Source organism: Pseudomonas sp. CF161 (assembly GCF_000416215.1).
Lineage (GTDB): Bacteria > Pseudomonadota > Gammaproteobacteria > Pseudomonadales > Pseudomonadaceae > Aquipseudomonas.
In genome coordinates this window covers 228,321-244,109 of sequence record NZ_ATLP01000030.1, presented here as the reverse complement: position 1 = coordinate 244,109, position 15,789 = coordinate 228,321, and the positions used below count along the sequence as shown (strand labels likewise).

Below are 15,789 nucleotides of genomic sequence, written 5' to 3'. Positions count from 1 at the left end.
GATTAACGTCAAACTCTTCCCTGCGGAGGTTGTTGCATGCACACGGATACCGATTTCACCGAGCTGCTCAATGCCGTACCCCCAGGCCCGCTGCACTATCGCAGCGATGCCAGCGTTACCGGGCATGCCCTGGCCCCGGTCGATAACGAACTGCTGGCGGCCTACGCCGCCATCGATCGCCGGGCCTTGCGCCAGTACCGCCTGGAGCGCATTCGCCAGCAACTGCGCGAGCAGGATTTTGCCGGCGTGCTGTTGGCCGACCCGATCAATATTCGCTACGCCACCGACACCAACAACCTCGGCCTGTGGGTGATGCATTCCCCCAGCCGCTACGTGTTTGTGGCCACCGATGGCCCGGTGGTGCTGTTCGAGTTCACCAGCAGCCGGCACAACAGCGAACACATCGAGACCATCGATGAAATTCGCCCGGCCATCCCCTGGCTGTACTTCCTGGCCGGGCCCCGGGTCGAGGAGAAGGCCGAGCGCTGGGCCCTGGAAGTGGCTGACCTGATGACCCGGCATGGCGCCGGCAATCGGCGCCTGGCGGTGGACCGCTGCGACCCCTGGGGTGCGGAAAAACTCAAGGCCAGGGGTATCCAGTTGTTCGATGCCCAGCCGCTGATGGAGCAGGCGCGGCTGATCAAGTCGGTGCAGGAGATCGCCAGCCATCGGGTGTCGATGGATGTCTGCGACCTGGCGATTGCCCGCATGCGCGCCAGCCTGGTGCCGGGCATCACCGAAAACCAGCTGTGGAGCATCATGCACGGGACCAACGTGGCCCAGGGCGGGGAGTGGGCCGAGAGCCGCCTGCTGAACTCCGGGCCGCGTACCAACCCCTGGTTCCAGGACGCTTCGGACAAGGTTATCGCCGCCGGGGAAATGGTCTGCTTTGACACCGACATGGTGGGGCCGGGGGGCTATCTCTCGGACATTTCCCGCAGCTTTATCTGCCCCGGCAAGGCGCCGACGGCGGCCCAGCGCGACCTGCTGGAGATTGCCTCGCAGCAAATCAACTTCAACCTCGAGCTGCTGCGTCCCGGGTTGTCGTTCCGCGAGTTCGCCGAGGGCTGCTGGCCGGTGCCCAGGCAGTTCGAACACAACCGCTACATGATGATGTTGCACGGCGTGGGCCTGGTCGACGAGTACCCCAGCGTGGCCTATGCGGTGGATTTTGCCGAGTGGGGCTATGACGGCCACTTCGAGGAAAACATGGTGCTCTCGGTGGAGAGTTACATCGGCGAGCAGGGCGGCCATGAAGGCGTGAAGCTCGAAGAGCAGGTGCTGATTACCGCCACTGGGGCGGTCAAGCTTTCCCGTACCCCCTTAGTCGACGGCGATCGATAACAGCGGTTGTTGCCTGATTCTTGCAGGCATGGCGTCTACCCTGTCCGGAGAAAAAAACAATGAGCAGCATGACCGTGATCGAAAGCGCCGCCGCCCTGGCGCCGCGCCCGGCGTCCAGCGCCGAACCCTTCCTGCGCCTGGAGGCGATCCACAAGCAGTTCGGCCCTTATCCCGTCTTGCATGACGTGTGCTTTGAAATGGCCAAGGGCGAGGTGGTGGCGATCATCGGCCCCAGCGGCTCCGGCAAAAGCACCCTGCTGCGCTGTATCAACCAGCTGGAGCCGCCGACCCGGGGCCGGGTGAGCATGGCCGGGGTGCACATCGAAGCCGGGCGCCCGCTGCCCAGGAGCGAGTTGCTCAAGCTGCGCCGGCGCATCGGCATGGTGTTTCAGTCGTTCAACCTGTTTCCGCACCTCACAGTGCTTCGCAATGTCAGCCTGGCGCAGATCCGCACCCTGGGCCGCAGTGCCCAGGAGGCGGACGCCCGGTCCTTGCAGTTGCTCGATCGGGTCGGCCTGGCGGACAAGGCCAATACCTACCCGGCGCGTTGTTCCGGTGGCCAGCAGCAACGCATCGCCATTGCCCGGGCCCTGGCCCTGGACCCGGAATTGATGCTGTTCGACGAGCCGACCTCGGCCCTCGACCCCGAACTGGGCCTGGAAGTGCTGGCGGTGATGAAGGAGCTGGCGCGCGAGGGCATGTCGATGCTGGTGGTGACCCATGAGATGCACTTTGCCGAGACCGTTTCCGACCGGGTGGTGGTGATGGCCGAAGGACGGATCATCGAGCAGGGGCCCAGCGCCCAGGTGATGCGCGAGCCGCAGCACGCGCGGGTGGTGCAGTTTCTCCAGGCCGTGAGGAATCGCTGATGCTGGATATTCTGCTGGTCCTGTTGCGCGGTGTGCCCTGGACCCTGGCCGTGACCCTGGGCGCCTTCTGCATTGGCATGGTGCTGGGCTTTCCGCTCTGCGCCCTGCGCCTGTCGAACCTTGCGTTCTGCCGCTGGCTGGCGGCGATGCTGGTGCTGACCCTGCGCTCGATTCCGCCGATTGTCTGGTTGTTTTTCATCTTCTTCGGCATTGGTGGCGGCTACATCGCCTTGTCGCCCTTTGCCGCCGCGGTGCTGGGCCTGGGGCTGATCACCGCGGCGCATATGTCCGAGGTCTATCGCGGGGCCTTTGCCGCGATTCCCCAGGGCCAGTACGAGGCGGCCCATGTGCTCAACCTCTCGGCCCCCCAGCGGTTTTTTGATGTGGTGCTGCCGCAACTGGTGCGCATCGCCATTCCCACTTCGGCCACCTATGCCATCGGCCTGCTCAAGGACTCGGCCGTGGCCTCGACCATCGGCGTGGGCGATATCAGCTTCCAGGCGTACCAGATGTCCCAGCAGACCTTTCAAGGGCTGGGGGTGTACAGCGCGGCGGCCGTGGTCTACCTGATTCTCAGCGTGCCGGTGGCGCTGTTCTCGCGCTGGCTGGCGGCCACCCTGAAACAGAGGATTGCCCGATGAGCGAGCTGCTGACGATGTGGCTGGCCTGGTTTCCCGAGCTGTGGAAGGGCTTTGTGCTGTCGATGCAGGTCACCGCCGTCAGCCTGGCGCTGGGGGTGGTCCTGGGGTTGCTGCTGGCACTGGGGGTGTCGGCACCTCGCCGAGCCGTGCGCTACCCCTCGCTGCTGATTGTCGAACTAGGGCGCGGCGCGCCGGCCTTGATCCTGTTGCAGTACTTCTATTTCGGCCTGCCCTCGGCGGGCCTGACCCTGAGCTCGTTCTGGGCCGCGGCCCTGGCGCTGGCCTACTGCACGGCGGCCTATACCAGCGAGATCATCCGTGGCGGTATCGAGGCGGTGGCCCAGGGGCAGAACGAGGCGGCCGAGGTGATCGGCCTGAATCGCTTCGATGCGCTGCGCTTCATCATCCTGCCCCAGGCGCTGCGCGTGGCGCTGCCATCGTTGCTGGGGTTCTCGATCATGATGTTCCAGGCCTCGTCGCTGTGTTTCACCATCGCGCTGCCGGAGATCGTCAGCCGCGCCTCGGCCATTGGTTCTTCCACGTTCGAGTACATGCCGGTGCTGACCCTGGCCGGCCTGATGTATGCCGCTGTGTGTGCGCCCGCGACCCTGGGCGTGGCGGCACTGGAAAAAAGACTGGCGCCCAGCCAGCACGCATGACCGACTCGGGCCGTTTTTCGGCTGCTGCTCTCTTAATGCAACCCTTGCACAGGTGAAGCCATGATTAGCTCCTTGAAATGCATGACCCGTTGGGCCGTCCTTTGTTCCTCTCTGATGGCCGGCGCGGCCGTGGCGGACTGCAAGCCGGCCCATCAGTTTGAAACCCTGACCCCGGGGGTGCTGACCGTCGCCGCCTGGGTCTTCCCGCCGTACTCGATCCCCGGGCCGGGCAACCAGTTGAGCGGGGTCGACGGCGAGATCATCAAGCGCATCGCCGCCCGCGAATGCCTGGAGATCAAAGCCACGGTGGTCGACCCGGCGGCGGTGATCCAGTCGGTGATCGCGCGGCGGGCCGATGTCGGTATCGGCGACTGGTACCGCACCGCCGAGCGCGGCAAGGCCCTGGGGTTGTCCGCGCCGCTGTACCTGGACGTGATGGGCATCATCTCCAGTGAGGGCTGGTCAAAAATCTCCGAGCTCGAAGGCAAGCGCATCGGCACGGTGCAGGGCTACCTGTGGGTCGACGACTTGAAAAAGACCTTCGGCGACAACCTGGTGCTGTACCCCAACCCGGTGGCCATGGCCCAGGACCTGGCGTCAAAACGCATCGCCGTGGGTGTGGACAGCTTCGCCGTGGGCGTGGCCTCGCAGCAGAAGGGCGCGTACCAGGGCCAGAGCATCAAGGTTTCGGAGCCCGACCCACGGGTCAAGGCGACCCTGGAGCCCGGGCAGACCGGCTTCCCCCACACCAAGGCCAACACCGCGCTGGGCCTGGCGCTGAATGAAAATATCCAGGCCTTGCATGCCTCGGGCGAGATTGCTGAAATCCTTGGCTCGTTCGGCCTCGACAAGCAGGCCGCCGATGTCGGTGCGCCACGTCTGGTGGAGTAACCGGCAATCTCAGCCCCCGGTCTTGATGGAGAGCCCATGCAATCACCCGCAGCGTTCAAGCACCTGTCGTTGCCAGAGGCCCGGGCGTTTGCCCGGCAGTGCTGCCTGGCTGCCGGCGCCAGCCAGGAGGTGGCCCACTCTCTGGCCGAGGCCACGCTGTCGGCCCAGGCCCATGGCTTGGCCAGCGTCGGGTTCGAGCACTTGCCCGACTACCTGAGCGGTTTCGCCAGCGGGCGCATTGCCCGCGCCGCGCAACCGCTGATCACTCAGGTAGCCCCGGCCATGATCCGCAGCGATGCCTGCCAGGGCATCGCGCAACTGGGTTTCGACCAGGCGTTTGGCGCCCTGTGCGACAACACCCGGCAGTTGGGCATCAGCCTGTTCGCCCAGCACAACGGCTTTACCTGCGGCGAGCTGGGCTACTACACCCGGCGCCTGGCTGCCGAGGGGCTGGTGGCGCTGGCCTTCTGCAACGGTCCGCCGTTGTTGACGGTGCTCGGCCAGCGCCAACCGATGTATTCGACCAACCCCCTGGCGTTCGCCGCCCCCTGTGGCGATGGGCGCCAGGTGCTGATCGACCAGGCCAGCAGCGCCACGGCGTTCGTCAATATCCTCAAGGCGGCGCAGGCCGGGGAGGCGATCCCCGCCGGCTGGGCGGTCGATGCCCAGGGTGCTGCGACCCTGAGCGCGCGGGAGGCCATGCACGGCGCCTTGCTGGCCTTTGGCGGCAGCCGTGGGGCCAATATCGCGTTGATGGTCGAGGTGCTGGCGGGCTGTGTCGGTGGCGGCAACTGGTCGCTGGACGCGCCGGACTTTCGCAGCGGTGCGCAATCGCCGGGCTCGGGGTTGCTGGTGATCGCCATTGCTCCGCAGCTGCTCGACGAGCAGTTCGAAAACCGCCTGGCGCAGCAGATGCAGCGCCTGGCGGCCCTCGGCATCCATCATCCGGGGCAGGCCAAGCAGCAGGCTTATGCGCGGGCGTTGAACGAGGGCATCCGCCTGCCGCTGACGCTGTATCAGCAGTTGGCCTAGTCGGCGTCCTGCAGGGTGTCCCAGAGCAGCCTGGCGCTCGGCGAAAGCTGCACGCCCTGGCGCGTCACCAGGGAATAGGGTTCGCTGCGCGAGCGCATATGCAGCGGCAGGGACACCAGCACCCCCATGCGCGCGGCGGCTTCGGCGACTTCTTCGGGCATCAGCGCAATCAACTGCGGATCCTGCTGCAACAGCATCAGGGTGGTGAAGGTCGAGGCGGTTTCCAGGGGGAATCGCGGGAACTCCAGGCCGGCCTCGCTGAACTCCCGTTCCAGCACCAGGCGCATGGGCATGTTGGCCGGGTAGATGATCCAGCCATAACCCTCCAACTGCGCCAACTGCAACGATTCGGCCTGGGCCAGCGGGTGCCGGGGATTGGCCACCACCCGCAGTTGTTCCTGGTTCAGCACCTGGCAGTCATAGGCTTGCGGGCGTGGGCTGACGCTGGTGCGGCAGATCGCCAGGTCGAGGCGCCCCTGGTCGATCAGGCCCAGCAGGCGGGCGCTGGTGTCTTCGACAATTTCCACCGACAGCTCGGGCTGGGTCAGCCGCAGCCGCGCCAGGCTGCTGACCAGCATCGGCACCGCGCCCATGATGATGCCCACCGAAATGCGCCCGCCCTGGCCCTGGAGGATGCCGAGCATTTCTTCGCGCAGGTGCGCCAGGTCGCTGTGGATCAAGCGCGCGTAGCGGATCGCGCAGCGCCCCAGGTCATTGGGTTCAAGGCCCTGGCTGGTGCGGGTGAACAGCCGGGTACCGAACGCCGACTCGATTTCATTCAGGGCCTTGGTCGCCCCGGGCTGGGTGATCGCTACCTGTTCGGCGGCCTTGTGCAACGAGCCGTGTTCGTCCAGGGCAATCAGCAGGCGCAGCTGGCGCAGGCGCAGACGGGAAACCAGGGAGGGCAGGGAAGCGATCATGGGGATGACTAAAAGTTATCGCGAGGGCAGGGGTTCTCATTAGGCAGGCTGCGGGGCGATTCGTAAAGTGGCGCATGTTCAACACATGCCCCTAACAATCTCCTGCCCAAAGAAGGCCCCTGCCATGCGATTGATTCAGTTTGAGAGCACCACCGGTGAACGCCACGTCGGCATTGTCGAAGGCGAGCGAATCCTCACCGTGAACCAGGCGAGCTCCACCCGCGAGCTGGCCCTGGCGGCGATTGCCGCGGGTCGCAGCCTGCAGGAGCAGGTGCTGCAACAGGGCAGCCAAGCCGGCCCGCTGTACGCGCAGCTGTTGCAGGACGGCCGCGTGCTGCCACCGCTGGACCACGCCGACCCGGCCCATTGCCTGGTCAGCGGCACCGGCCTGACCCACCTGGGCAGCGCCTCGACCCGGGACAAGATGCACCAGCAGAAGGCCCAGGATGAGTCGACCATGACCGACACCCTGCGCATGTTCAAATGGGGCGTCGAAGGCGGCAAGCCGGGCAGCGGCAAGGTCGGGGCGCAACCGGAATGGTTCTACAAGGGCGATGGCAGCATTGTCGTGCGCCCGGGCGCGGACTTTGCCGTGCCGACCTTTGCCGAAGACGCCGGCGAAGAGCCGGAACTGGTCGGCCTTTATGTGATCGGCCATGACGGCCTGCCGTATCGCCTGGGTTATGCCCTGGGCAACGAGTTTTCCGACCATGTGCTGGAGCGCCGCAGCTACCTGTACCTGGCGCACTCCAAGTTGCGCCGCTGTGCCTACGGCCCGGAATTGCGCCTGGGCGAGCTGCCCCGGCACCTGTCGGGTTTCAGTCGCATCCATCGCGCGGGCCAGGTGCTGTGGGAGAAGGAGTTCCTCTCCGGCGAGGACAACATGTGCCACAGCCTGGAAAACCTCGAATACCACCATTTCAAGTACGCGCAGTTCCTGCGGGCCGGTGACGTGCACGTGCATTATTTCGGCACCGCCACCCTGTCGTTCGCCGACGGGATCGAGGCGCGGCCGGGCGACACCTTCGAGATCGAAATGAGCGAGTTCGGCGCGCCCTTGCGCAACGGGATTACGGCGCAGGCCGAACCCCTGGCGCCAGGGGCGGTCAGGGTACTTTGAGCCCGTTCACTTATCCTCCCTCCATCAGGTCAAGGAGCAACAGATGACGCGCATCAGCGGTCACAACTACATCGCAGGCACCCGCAGCGCCGCAGGCAAGGTCACCCTGCACAGCCATGACGCCACCACCGGCGAGGCCCTGCCATTCGCCTTTTATCAGGCTACCGAGGCCGAAGTCGACGCCGCCGCCCTGGCGGCCAAGGCGGCTTACCCGGCGTTTCGCAACCTGTCGGCGGCCCGGCGTGCCGAGTTCCTGGAAGCGATTGCCGACGAGATCGACGGTCTGGGTGACGAGTTCGTCGCCCAGGTGTGCCAGGAAACCGCCTTGCCGGCGGGTCGGATCCAGGGTGAACGCGGACGCACCAGCGGCCAGATGCGCCTGTTCGCCAAGGTCCTGCGGCGCGGCGATTTCTATGGCGCGCGGATCGACCGCGCGTTGCCTGAGCGCCAGCCACTGCCACGCCCGGACCTGCGCCAGTACCGCATCGGCCTGGGCCCGGTGGCGGTGTTTGGCGCCAGCAACTTCCCCCTGGCGTTCTCCACGGCCGGTGGCGATACGGCTGCGGCCCTGGCCGCCGGTTGCCCGGTGGTGTTCAAGGCTCACGGCGGGCATATGGCGACGGCCGAGTGGGTGGCCGATGCGATCATCCGCGCCGCCGAGAAAACCGCCATGCCGGCCGGGGTGTTCAACATGATCTACGGCGCGGGCGTCGGTGAGTGGCTGGTCAAGCACCCGGCCATCCAGGCCGTGGGTTTTACCGGGTCCCTGGGCGGCGGTCGTGCCCTGTGCGACATGGCGGCGGCGCGCCCGCAGCCGATCCCGGTGTTTGCCGAGATGTCGAGCATCAACCCGATGTTGCTGCTGCCTGAGGCGCTGAAGCAGCGTGGCGCGACCATCGCCAAGGAGCTGGCGGCCTCGGTGGTGATGGGGGCAGGGCAGTTCTGCACCAACCCGGGGCTGGTGATTGGCATTCGCTCGCCGCAGTTCAGCGACTTCCTGCAGCATCTGGTCGGGCTGTTCAATGAGCAACCGGCGCAGACCCTGCTCAATGCCGGCGGCCTGAAAAGCTACTGTCACGGCCTCGACAACCTGCACGCCCATGCCGGCATCGAGCACCTGGCCGGCACCGCGCAAACGGGGCGTCAGGCCCATGCCCAGCTGTACAAGGCCGATGTCGGGCTGCTGCTCAAGGGCGACCCGCTGTTGCAGGAAGAAGTGTTCGGCCCCACCACGGTGGTGGTCGAGGTGGCCGATCAGGCCGAGCTGACCCAGGCCTTGCACGGCCTGCGCGGGCAACTGACCGCAACCCTGATCGCCGAGCCGGCGGACCTCGAGGTCTTCGGCGGCCTGCTCAGCCTGCTGGAAGAGAAGGCCGGGCGCCTGCTGCTCAACGGCTACCCGACCGGCGTCGAAGTCTGCGAAGCCATGGTCCACGGCGGCCCTTACCCGGCCACCTCGGACCCGCGCGGCACCTCGGTCGGCAGCCTGGCCATCGATCGCTTCCTGCGCCCGGTGTGCTACCAGAACTACCCGGACAGCCTGCTGCCCGAGGCCCTGAAAAACGCCAACCCCCTGGGCATCCTGCGCCTGGTGGACAGCGTCAGCAGTCGTGATGCCCTGAGCTGAAGCTGACCGGCATTACGCAAAAGGCCGACCGTTGATGACGGTCGGCCTTTTTTATGGCGGGGCAAGGCAAGGATCTGCCTGCTCAGCGATCAGCCCAGGCGGCGAAAGATCTTCCCCGGGTTCATCAGGTTCTGCGGGTCCAGGGCCTGCTTGATCGCGCGCATGGTGTCGATGGCCACCTGGCCGTGCTCCTCGACCATGAAATCGATCTTGTGCAGGCCCACGCCGTGCTCGCCGGTGCAGGTGCCGCCAGCAGCCAGGGCGCGGTGGACGATGGCGTGGTTGAGGCGTTCGGCTTCTACCAGTTCTTCGGGTTTGTTCGGGTCGAGCAGCAGGCAGACGTGGAAGTTGCCGTCGCCGACGTGGCCGAAGATCGGCGCCGGCAGGTAGGACTGGCGCAGGTCGTGTTCGGCGCCGACCACGCACTCGGCGAGCTTCGACAGCGGCACGCAGACATCGGTGGACAGAGCGCGGCAGCCGGGCTTGAGCTGGAGGAAGGCGAACAGCGCGTTGTGCCGCGCGCTCCACAGGCGGTTGCGTTCTTCCTGCTGGGTGGCCCACTGGAAGCCGGTGCCCTGGTTGCCGTCGGCCAGCTCCTCGACGGTTTGCGCCTGTTCGGCGACGCTGGCGGCGTTGCCGTGGAACTCCAGGAACAGGGTCGGGGATTCTTGCAGGGTCAGTTTGAAGTGCCGGTTCAGGGCCTGGATCGCCAAGGTGTCGACCAGTTCGGCACGGGCCACCGGCACGCCCATCTGGATGGTCTCGATCACCGTCTGCACCGCGCCTTCGACCGAGGCGAAGCTGCACACGGCGGCGCTGATGGCCTCGGGTTGCGGGTGCAGCTTGAGGGTGATTTCACTGATCACGCCGAGGGTGCCTTCGCTGCCGATAAACAGCCGTGCCAGGTCATAGCCCGCCGAGGATTTTTTCGCCCGCGAGCCGCTGCGCATCACCCGGCCGTCGGCCAGCACTGCAGTCAGGCCCAGTACGTTTTCGCGCATGGTGCCGTAGCGCACGGCGTTGGTGCCGGAAGCCCGGGTGGCGCACATGCCGCCGATGCTGGCGTCGGCGCCGGGGTCGATGGGGAAGAACAGCCCACTGGCGCGCAGGTATTCGTTGAGCGCCTTGCGGGTGATGCCTGGTTGCACGGTGATGCTCAGGTCTTGCGGTTCGAAACTCAGCACCTGGTCCATGGCCGACACATCGAGGCTGATGCCGCCGTGTACCGCCAGCAGGTGGCCTTCCAGGGACGAGCCGCTGCCGTAGGGGATCACCGGAACCTGGTGCTGGTGGCACAGGCCGAGGATGGCGCTGATGTCTTCGACGCTATGGGCATAGGCCACCGCATCCGGCAGTACCGGGTCGTACAGCGACTCGTCGCGCCCGTGATGCTCGCGCACGGCGCTGGCGGTGCTGAAGCGGTCGCCGAGCAACTGCTGCATGGCGTCAAGGAAGGCTTGGGGCAGGGGGTGTGCGGGGGTCATGACTGGCTCCTTGGGGAAAAAGCCCGGTCGCTGACCCCTGGCGCATGGCCCGGCGGCGCTACAGCGGCGTCAGGACATTCATCACGGTATCGAGGGCGACGCGGGTGTCGTCGAGTTGCACCAGCGAGGCATGCCGCGCGCCAAGGGCGTCGCGGTTCTTGATCGCGGTGAGGATCGCCTTGTGCCGCGGCAGGCTGAGCTGCTGGGTATTGGGGCGCAGGTTGGTGACGTTGATCGATTCGCGCAGCGGCAACGACAGCATGTTGCACATGTAGGCCAAGAGGTCGTTGTGGGTCGCGTCGGCGATGGCCCGATGGAAGTCCAGGTCCGGCTGCAGCAACTCCTGCCGGGTCTGGGCGTTTTCCATGCGTTGGTAGGCGTGTTCGATGACCGCAATGTCGGCATCGGTAGCGGTGGTCGCGGCCAGGGCGGCGATTTCCGGTTCGAGGATCCGCCGCACCCCGGCCAGGGTGTTGAAGAACTCGCTGTGAGGGGTGGATTGCATCTGCCAGAACAGCACATCCGGGTCCAGAAGGTGCCATTCGACTCGCGGCCGCACCACGGTTCCGACCCGCGGCTTGGAATACACCAGGCCCTTGGCGCTGAGCACCCGGGTTGCTTCGCGCAATACCGGCCGGCTGACCTGATACTCCTCGCACAACGTGGCCTCCGATGGCAGCTTCTCTTCCGGCTTGAAGCGGCCGGAAACGATGTGCATGCCCAGTTCCTGGACGATTTGGGCATGCATGCTTTTACGTGGTTTGGGCGTCTGGTAATCCATAACAGCAACGTTGCTCTGGCGAAATGCCGTGCATCATAGCATCGCTCCTGGCGGATTCAGCCGCCATGGACCGCACAGTCCGCGCGGCTTTGGATGATTTTGCTACTCCGCCGCCGTGCTGTTTTCAGCAGCGCCATGGTTTGTCGCGAATCCTGTAGCCGCAGCCTCGGCAGCGGCTACAGGGTGACGGCTCAATGGGAGTGGCGAGGCACTTCGGAGCCGCGGCAGCCGACCAGGAAGTCGAAGTCGCAGCCTTCGTCGGCTTGCAGCACGTGGTCGACATACAGCCGGCTGTAGCCGCTGGAGAAGATCTTGGCGCTGGTGTCCGGCTTCAGGTCGCTCAGGCGCGCTTGCAGTTCTTCGTCGCTGATGTCCAGGTGCAGGCGGCCGCCGGCACAGTCGAGTTCGATGAAGTCACCGTTGCGCACCGCGGCCAGAGGCCCGCCGGCAGCGGCTTCCGGCGCCACGTGCAGGACCACGGTGCCATAGGCGGTGCCGCTCATGCGGGCGTCGGAGATGCGCACCATATCGGTCACGCCCTTGGCCAGGACTTTGGGTGGCAAGCCCATGTTGCCGACTTCGGCCATGCCCGGGTAACCCTTGGGCCCGGCGTTCTTCAGGACCAGGATGCAGGTTTCGTCGACGTCCAGCTCGGGGTCGGCGATGCGCGCCTTGTAGTCGTCGAAGTTCTCGAACACCACCGCCCGACCGCGATGCTGCATCAGCGCCGGGGTCGCGGCCGAAGGCTTGAGCACCGCGCCCCGTGGCGACAGGTTGCCGCGCAGGATGCACAGCCCGCCATCGGCCACCAGCGGGTTGTCGATCTGGCGAATCACTTCGTCGTTGTACTGCGGCGAGGCCTGGCAGTTTTTCCAGAGGCTCTGGCCATTGGCAGTCAGGGCGTCCGGGTTGGGCAGCAGGCCGGCTTCGCCCAGACGGCGAATCACTGCGGGCAGGCCGCCGGCGTAGTAGAACTCTTCCATCAGGAAGCGCCCGGAAGGTTGCATGTCGACGATGGTCGGGGTGCCGCGGCCGATGCGGGTCCAGTCTTCAAGGTCGAGCTCGACCCCCAGGCGCCCGGCGATGGCCTTGAGGTGGATCACGGCGTTGGTCGAGCCACCGATGGCGGCGTTGACCCGGATCGCGTTTTCGAACGCGGCCTTGGTCAGGATCTTCGACAGGCGCAGGTCTTCGCGGACCATGTCGACGATGCGCATGCCGGAAAGGTGGGCCAGCACATAACGGCGCGAATCCACCGCGGGGATCGCTGCGTTGTGCGGCAAAGAGGTCCCCAGGGCTTCGGCCATGCAGGCCATGGTCGACGCGGTGCCCATGGTGTTGCAGGTGCCGGCCGAGCGCGACATCCCGGCTTCGGCGGAAAGGAACTCGTCGAGGCTGATCTGCCCGCCTTTATAGGCTTCGTGCATTTGCCAGACCACGGTCCCGGAACCGATGTCCTTGCCTTTATGTTTGCCATTGAGCATCGGCCCGCCGGTGACCACGATCGCCGGCACGTCGCAGCTGGCGGCGCCCATCAGCAGGGCCGGGGTGGTTTTATCACAGCCGGTCAGCAGCACCACGCCGTCCACCGGGTTGCCGCGAATGGCTTCCTCGACGTCCATGCTGGCCAGGTTGCGGGTGAGCATGGCGGTGGGGCGCAGGTTGGATTCGCCGCTGGAGAACACCGGGAATTCTACCGGGAAGCCACCGGCCTCCAGCACACCTTTTTTCACGTGTTCGGCGATCTTGCGAAAGTGCGCGTTGCAAGGGGTCAGCTCGGACCAGGTGTTGCAGATGCCAATGATCGGCTTGCCCTGGAACTCGTGGTCCGGGATGCCCTGGTTCTTCATCCAGCTGCGGTACATGAAGCCGTTCTTGTCGGCGGTGCCGAACCATTGGGCGGAACGCAGGGGTACTTTTTTATCGGTCATGGTGCGGTCACTCTTATTGTATGACTAATTGCAGGCTGTTTTGCCAAATCTACCCGATAAAAAGCCTTTTTGAAATCGTTGTACGTTAAATAGTATTACTATATTGTCTCTCCACCTGATCGACACCGAGCGCATTCGACGCTGGGACCGGTCGGGGCTGACGACCCCATAACAAAAACAATTTGGAGAAGACTATGAATCCGGAAGCTCGGATCATTCGCACGTTGACGCTCAGGTTGATTCCCTTCCTGATCCTGCTGTACCTCGTTGCCTTCATCGACCGCTCTGCGGTGGGCTTCGCCAAATTGCACATGAACGCCGACATCGGCCTCAGCGATATGGCTTATGGCTTTGGTGCGGGCCTGTTCTTCATCGGCTATTTCATCTTCGAAGTCCCGAGCAACCTGTTGCTCGAGCGCTTTGGCGCGCGCCGCTGGTTCGCGCGAATCCTGATTACCTGGGGCCTGATCACCGTGGGCATGGCATTTGTCACCGGGCCTTACAGCTTCTATGTGATGCGTTTCCTGCTGGGTGCGGCGGAGGCCGGGTTCTTCCCGGGCGTGCTGTACTACATCACCCGCTGGTTCCCGGTGCGCAACCGGGGCAAGGTGCTGGGCTTCTTTATCCTTTCGCAACCGATCGCGTTGATGGTCACCGGGCCGTTGGCGGGCTGGTTGCTGGGCATGAATGGCATCGGTGGCCTGGCGGGCTGGCAATGGCTGTTTATCACCATCGGCATTCCGGCCATCGTGCTGGCGTGGCCGACCCTGAAGATCCTGCCCGACACCCCCAAGGATGCGCGCTGGCTGGCCGAGGTCGATCGCCAGTGGCTGCTGGGCGAGCTGGACAAGGACCGCAAGGAATATGGCCAGACCGAACACACCAACCCGCTGCGGGCACTGACCGACCGCCGGGTGCTGATCCTGGCCCTGCTGTACCTGCCGAGCACCCTGAGCACCTACGGCCTGAGCCTGTGGCTGCCGACCCTGGTGCACCAGTTTGGTGGCAGCGACCTGAGCACCGGCTTCATCTCGGCGATTCCCTATGTGTTCGGGGTGATCGGCCTGCTGCTGGTGCCGCGCAGTTCCGATCGCCTCAATGACCGTTATGGCCACCTCACCGTGCTCTACATCCTCGGTGCCCTGGGCCTGTTCCTCAGTGCCTGGCTGACCGTGCCGGGGATGCAACTGGCGGCGTTGTGCCTGACCGCGTTCAGCCTGTTCTCGGTGACGGCGATCTTCTGGGTCTTGCCAGGGCGCTTCCTGTCCGGGGCCACGGCGGCGGCGGGCATCGCCTTGATCAACTCGTTCGGCAACCTGGGCGGCTATATCGGTCCGTTCGGGATCGGCGCCCTCAAGGAATACACCGGCACCTTGTCCTCGGGCCTGTACTTCCTTTCGGCGGTGATGCTGAGCGGCGTGGTTCTGACCTACATCGTCTACACCCAACTGGAAAAGAAAGCCTCGGCCGCGCGTTCCGCCGCGCTGGAACAGGCCACCTGATCGTTCAGGCGGGCACGGATGCCCGCCGTCCTGGAGTATTTGCATGAGTAGAAAACTGAAAGTCGCGATCGTCGGTCCAGGCAATATCGGCACCGACCTGATGATCAAGGTGATGCGTAACGCCAGGTTCCTGGAAATGGGCGCCATGGTCGGTATCGACCCGGCCTCCGACGGCCTGGCCCGCGCTGCGCGGCTTGGGGTCGCCGTGACCCATGAGGGCATCGAAGGCCTGGCGCGCTTGCCGGAGTTTGCCGATATCGATTTTGTGTTCGATGCCACCAGTGCCGGCGCCCACGTCAAGAACGACGCGTTTTTGCGTTCGGTCAAGCCGGGCATCCGCCTGATCGACCTGACCCCGGCGGCCATCGGCCCGTACTGCGTGCCGGTGGTGAACCTGGAACAGAACCTCGACCGGCTCAACGTCAATATGGTGACCTGCGGCGGCCAGGCGACCATTCCCATGGTCGCGGCGGTGTCGCGGGTGGCCAAGGTGCACTACGCGGAAATTGTCGCCTCGATTGCCAGCAAGTCGGCCGGCCCCGGCACTCGCGCCAATATCGACGAATTCACCGAAACCACCTCGCGGGCCATTGAAGCCATCGGCGGCGCGACCAAGGGCAAGGCGATCATCGTGATGAACCCGGCCGAACCGCCGCCGATGATGCGCGACACGGTGTTCGTGCTGTCCGAGGCCGCCGACCAGGCCCTGGTCGAAGCCTCGATCAACGAAATGGCGGCGGCGGTGCAGGCTTATGTACCGGGCTACCGCCTCAAGCAGCAGGTGCAGTTCGAGGTGATCAGCCCCGAAGCTCCGTTGCACATCCCGGGCCTGGGCACCTTCAGTGGGCTCAAGACCTCGATCTTCCTTGAAGTCGAAGGCGCCGCCCATTACCTGCCGGCCTATGCCGGCAACCTCGACATCATGACCTCGGCCGCCCTGGCCACCGCCGAGCGCATGGCCCAGTCGATGCTCAAGGCCTGAGGAGAC

At 65.3% G+C, this 15,789-nt stretch carries 14 protein-coding genes; 10 read left to right on the top strand and 4 right to left on the bottom strand.

The genetic code is table 11. The annotated features are described in order from the left end of the window. Nucleotides 1-36: 36 nt before the first annotated feature. The 6 genes from CF161_RS01745 to CF161_RS01720 are packed head-to-tail and all read left to right on the top strand — an operon-like array spanning nucleotide 37 to nucleotide 5,436. Nucleotides 37-1,344, top strand: coding sequence for a Xaa-Pro peptidase family protein (locus CF161_RS01745; protein WP_020294822.1), 1,308 nt, complete (start codon nucleotides 37-39; stop codon nucleotides 1,342-1,344). A 59-nt stretch (nucleotides 1,345-1,403) separates the two neighbouring features. Further along, a complete protein-coding gene (locus CF161_RS01740) occupies nucleotides 1,404-2,213 on the top strand; it encodes an amino acid ABC transporter ATP-binding protein (RefSeq protein ID WP_020294821.1) in 810 nt (269 codons plus the stop codon). Then, the gene (locus tag CF161_RS01735) at nucleotides 2,213-2,854 is read left to right on the top strand and encodes an amino acid ABC transporter permease (protein WP_020294820.1); all 642 of its coding nucleotides are present in this window, start codon (nucleotides 2,213-2,215) and stop codon (nucleotides 2,852-2,854) included. The genes CF161_RS01740 and CF161_RS01735 overlap by 1 nt, the downstream gene beginning before the upstream one ends. Then, nucleotides 2,851-3,513 (top strand): amino acid ABC transporter permease, encoded by a 663-nt coding sequence (locus tag CF161_RS01730; protein WP_020294819.1) that lies wholly within the window; start codon nucleotides 2,851-2,853, stop codon nucleotides 3,511-3,513. Before CF161_RS01735 ends, CF161_RS01730 begins: the two co-directional genes overlap by 4 nt. A gap of 60 nt (nucleotides 3,514-3,573) precedes the next feature. Continuing rightward, on the top strand, nucleotides 3,574-4,404 hold the full coding sequence (locus tag CF161_RS01725; protein WP_043228356.1) for an ABC transporter substrate-binding protein: 831 nt from the start codon (nucleotides 3,574-3,576) through the stop codon (nucleotides 4,402-4,404). Nucleotides 4,405-4,440: 36 nt separating this feature from the next. Beyond that, entirely contained in the window at nucleotides 4,441-5,436 is a 996-nt protein-coding gene (locus tag CF161_RS01720) for an Ldh family oxidoreductase (RefSeq protein ID WP_020294817.1), read from the top strand. On the opposite strand, the gene CF161_RS01715 is transcribed toward CF161_RS01720, so the two are convergent. Then, nucleotides 5,433-6,356, bottom strand: a complete 924-nt coding sequence (locus tag CF161_RS01715; RefSeq protein ID WP_020294816.1) for a LysR family transcriptional regulator — start codon at nucleotides 6,354-6,356, stop codon at nucleotides 5,433-5,435. The two genes, CF161_RS01720 and CF161_RS01715, sit on opposite strands and share 4 nt — an antisense overlap. Nucleotides 6,357-6,480: 124 nt before the next feature. On the opposite strand from CF161_RS01715, the gene araD1 reads away from it, so the two are divergent. Both araD1 and CF161_RS01705 read left to right on the top strand, forming a co-directional pair. Then, complete coding sequence (araD1, locus tag CF161_RS01710) at nucleotides 6,481-7,476, top strand: AraD1 family protein (RefSeq protein WP_020294815.1); 996 nt, start codon at nucleotides 6,481-6,483, stop codon at nucleotides 7,474-7,476. 43 nt (nucleotides 7,477-7,519) lie between these two features. Further along, nucleotides 7,520-9,103 (top strand): aldehyde dehydrogenase (NADP(+)), encoded by a 1,584-nt coding sequence (locus tag CF161_RS01705; RefSeq protein ID WP_020294814.1) that lies wholly within the window; start codon nucleotides 7,520-7,522, stop codon nucleotides 9,101-9,103. Nucleotides 9,104-9,192: 89 nt separating this feature from the next. Here the strand turns inward: CF161_RS01705 and CF161_RS01700 are convergent, their stop codons facing one another. From CF161_RS01700 to CF161_RS01690, 3 genes are all read right to left on the bottom strand, one after another. After that, entirely contained in the window at nucleotides 9,193-10,587 is a 1,395-nt protein-coding gene (locus tag CF161_RS01700) for an FAD-binding oxidoreductase (RefSeq protein ID WP_020294813.1), read from the bottom strand. A 58-nt stretch (nucleotides 10,588-10,645) separates the two neighbouring features. Continuing rightward, nucleotides 10,646-11,368 (bottom strand): FadR/GntR family transcriptional regulator, encoded by a 723-nt coding sequence (locus CF161_RS01695; protein WP_020294812.1) that lies wholly within the window; start codon nucleotides 11,366-11,368, stop codon nucleotides 10,646-10,648. Between the two features lie 191 nt (nucleotides 11,369-11,559). Beyond that, nucleotides 11,560-13,299, bottom strand: coding sequence for an IlvD/Edd family dehydratase (locus CF161_RS01690; protein ID WP_020294811.1), 1,740 nt, complete (start codon nucleotides 13,297-13,299; stop codon nucleotides 11,560-11,562). A 194-nt stretch (nucleotides 13,300-13,493) separates the two neighbouring features. Between CF161_RS01690 and CF161_RS01685 the strand changes: the two genes are divergently transcribed. Together CF161_RS01685 and CF161_RS01680 are read left to right on the top strand one after the other, a co-directional pair. Then, entirely contained in the window at nucleotides 13,494-14,801 is a 1,308-nt protein-coding gene (locus tag CF161_RS01685) for an MFS transporter (protein WP_020294810.1), read from the top strand. A 43-nt stretch (nucleotides 14,802-14,844) separates the two neighbouring features. Then, entirely contained in the window at nucleotides 14,845-15,783 is a 939-nt protein-coding gene (locus CF161_RS01680; RefSeq protein WP_020294809.1) for an acetaldehyde dehydrogenase (acetylating), read from the top strand. Nucleotides 15,784-15,789 lie beyond the last annotated feature (6 nt).